The following is a 2598-nucleotide window of genomic DNA, read 5'->3' on the forward strand; positions in this document are numbered from 1 at the left end:
TTACGAACGTTTACCTGCCTCCTCAGAAACCTTCATCTACCTTGCGATGATTCGATTGATGTTACGCAAGCTAGCCTGAGTCTTTTGCAACCTCTTCCGTATTTCTAAACATCTTCTAAACTCAACTTTATCCAATTCGGAGAGGAGAAAAGGTAGCAGAATCAGGAAAGCGTTGTTGGAATAATCCTGATGAGCCTGCTACCGAAAGACTTGATGCCTTTGATCGTAACGTTTGCCTCATTGTTTTCCCAGCCCGTGTGGGATTCTGCCTTGGTGCTGCTAGTTGGGGCAATTTTAGCTCCCGGCAAACGAACGGTCAGTGCAATTTTGCGGGTGATGGGTTTAGCGCAAGTGGCTCAGTTTCAAAAATATCATCGGGTGCTCAATCGTGCAGTATGGTCTGCAAGACAAGGAAGCCAGTTGCTGTTGCAGCAGTTAGTCGAGGGATTTGCGTCAAAGGGGGTGTTAGTGATGGGCATTGATGACACCATTGAGCGATGTTGGGGTCAGCGGATTCGGGCAAGAGGAATTTATCGAGACCCAGTACGTTGGAGTGACAGTCATTTTGTTAAAACCAGTGGATTGCGCTGGCTAAGCCTGATGCTGCTGGTTGAAATTCCGTGGTCGCATCGGGTTTGGGCACTGCCCTTTTTCACCGTTCTCGCGCCGTCTAAGCAATACAACCAACGTCAGGGACATCGCCACAAGAAGCTGATTGACTGGGCACGGCAAATGTTAACGCAAGTGAGGCGATGGTTACCTGAGCGTGCGATGGTGCTGGTGGCTAACAGTTCCTTTGCGGCACTGGAATTTCTAGAAGCCTTGGGGCAGTTGCCCAAGCCTGTGTTTGTTGTAACCCGGCTGCGCTTAGATGCTGCTCTGTATGAGCCTGCCCCTCCTCGACAGCTGAAGCAAATGGGTCGTCCCCGCAAAGTCGGCAAGCGGTTTGCGACCCTCAGCACCGTTCTGGATGATGCTCAAACCCATTGGCAGTCGATGCAGTTAGAAGGATGGTATGGCGGACGCTCTGTGGAGCTAGAAGTCGCTTCTCAAACTGCTCTCTGGTATCACACAGGCTTGCCTGCCGTGCCAATTCGCTGGGTTTTAGTCAAAGACCCGACCGGCAAACGGGAACCCCAAGCTTTTCTCTGCACAGACTTAACTGCCAAGCCGGAGCAAATCTTGCTGTGGTTCCGCCAACGCTGGCAGGTTGAGGTGACCTTTGAGGAAGCCCGTGCCCACCTGGGGGTAGAAACGCAACGGCAGTGGTCGGATAAGGCAATTGGACGGACAACTCCTGTTTTGTTCGCACTGTTCTCCATTGTCGTGCTATTAGCGCATCAACTTCAGTCTCAACAGGGATTCACCCTACCTCAATTGACCTGGTACAAAAAATCATTGCCAACGTTCACAGATGCGTTAGCTTTAGTTCGACAACGACTTTGGCAAACTCGACTTTTTCCATCCTCAGGAGCAACAACCGACATGGTAAAAATACCAAAACCTTTGCTGGACTGTTGGTTCAGTTTACTCTGCTATGCTGTCTAAATTGGATAAAGTCGAGCTTAGAGCTGGGTGATTATCTTTCGCCGGAAGGGCTGTCCTGTCGGATTAGCTCTTGGCATCGTCAAGAAGATCGCAGTCTGCCTTTGCGTGGCAAAACCAGCGGAGCCTATATCACTTCGTCGCTGGCAAAAACCGAAGCTGTTAATTCTGGCTTTGATGAAGCGATTTTGCTCAACTCTCAGGGTAAAGTCAGCGAAGCGTCTGGCATGAATATTTTTCTGGTGCGAAACGGCACAATTATTTCTCCTGGCTTTGATCAAGACATTCTAGAAGGCATCACCCGTGATAGCGTGTTGACGATCGCCCGCGACATGGGCTTTCCCGTGGTCGAACGACCCGTTGATAAAACCGAGCTGTTCATCGCCGATGAAGTTTTCCTCAGCGGCACGGCGGCTAAAGTCGCGCCTATCTCCCGCATCGAAAACTACGTTCTGCCTGCCGATCGCCCCATCACCCTAAAGCTGCGAGAAAAGCTGACGGCGATTACCGAAAATCGCGCTTCGGAATATCAGGACTGGGTGTTTCCCATCTCGATCGCCTGACGGTTGCAGTTCTCTATTCGCCCCTTGATGATTAAATTCATCTACAGAGCGATCCCTTAATCAGAACAGGGAGTTCTTGAATTTGAACGGTTAAGGGTAAAAATCATGGAGGCTAGAAAATGAACACAACGATCGAGACTTTAGAAGACAATTTGCGGCAAGCGATGCTCACCAGCGATGTTGCTGTGCTAGCTGAACTTATTGCCGATGATTTGGTTTGGACGATGCCTACAGGCCAGGTCGTCAACAAGCAGTTTGATCTGGACGCGCATCGCTCTGGAGTTTTCAGGTTCACAAGAAGTGAAATTAGCGATCGCCAAATCCATGACTACAGCAATTGTGTTGTGGTTACGCTCAAAGCTGAACTTGCTGGAACATATTAACCCGGCAATCATAGAAGAGGCATGAAGTTATGCAGCATAAGCAATAAACCGATGCTTGAAATATCGCATGACTCGCTGTGGGAGCTTCTGGAGTTTATGCAAATGAG

The 2598-nt window shown here is 49.6% G+C and carries 2 protein-coding genes and 1 pseudogene; all 3 read left to right on the plus strand.

Annotation, left to right across the window (positions count from 1 at the left end):
- Positions 1-189: 189 nt before the first annotated feature.
- The 3 genes and pseudogenes from NDA02_RS28185 (at position 190) to NDA02_RS28195 (ending at position 2491) form a co-directional block, all read left to right on the plus strand.
- Positions 190-1548, plus strand: coding sequence for a transposase (locus NDA02_RS28185; protein ID WP_190789610.1), 1359 nt, complete (start codon positions 190-192; stop codon positions 1546-1548).
- A 17-nt stretch (positions 1549-1565) separates the two neighbouring features.
- Positions 1566-2108 (plus strand): annotated as a pseudogene (locus NDA02_RS28190) (aminotransferase class IV); the annotation flags it as partial.
- A gap of 119 nt (positions 2109-2227) precedes the next feature.
- The gene (locus NDA02_RS28195) at positions 2228-2491 is read left to right on the plus strand and encodes a nuclear transport factor 2 family protein (protein ID WP_190789611.1); all 264 of its coding nucleotides are present in this window, start codon (positions 2228-2230) and stop codon (positions 2489-2491) included.
- Positions 2492-2598: the final 107 nt, after the last annotated feature.

It is taken from the genome of Leptolyngbya sp. ST-U4 (assembly GCF_039962215.1).
Classification (GTDB): Bacteria; Cyanobacteriota; Cyanobacteriia; order Elainellales; family Elainellaceae; genus Leptolyngbya_A.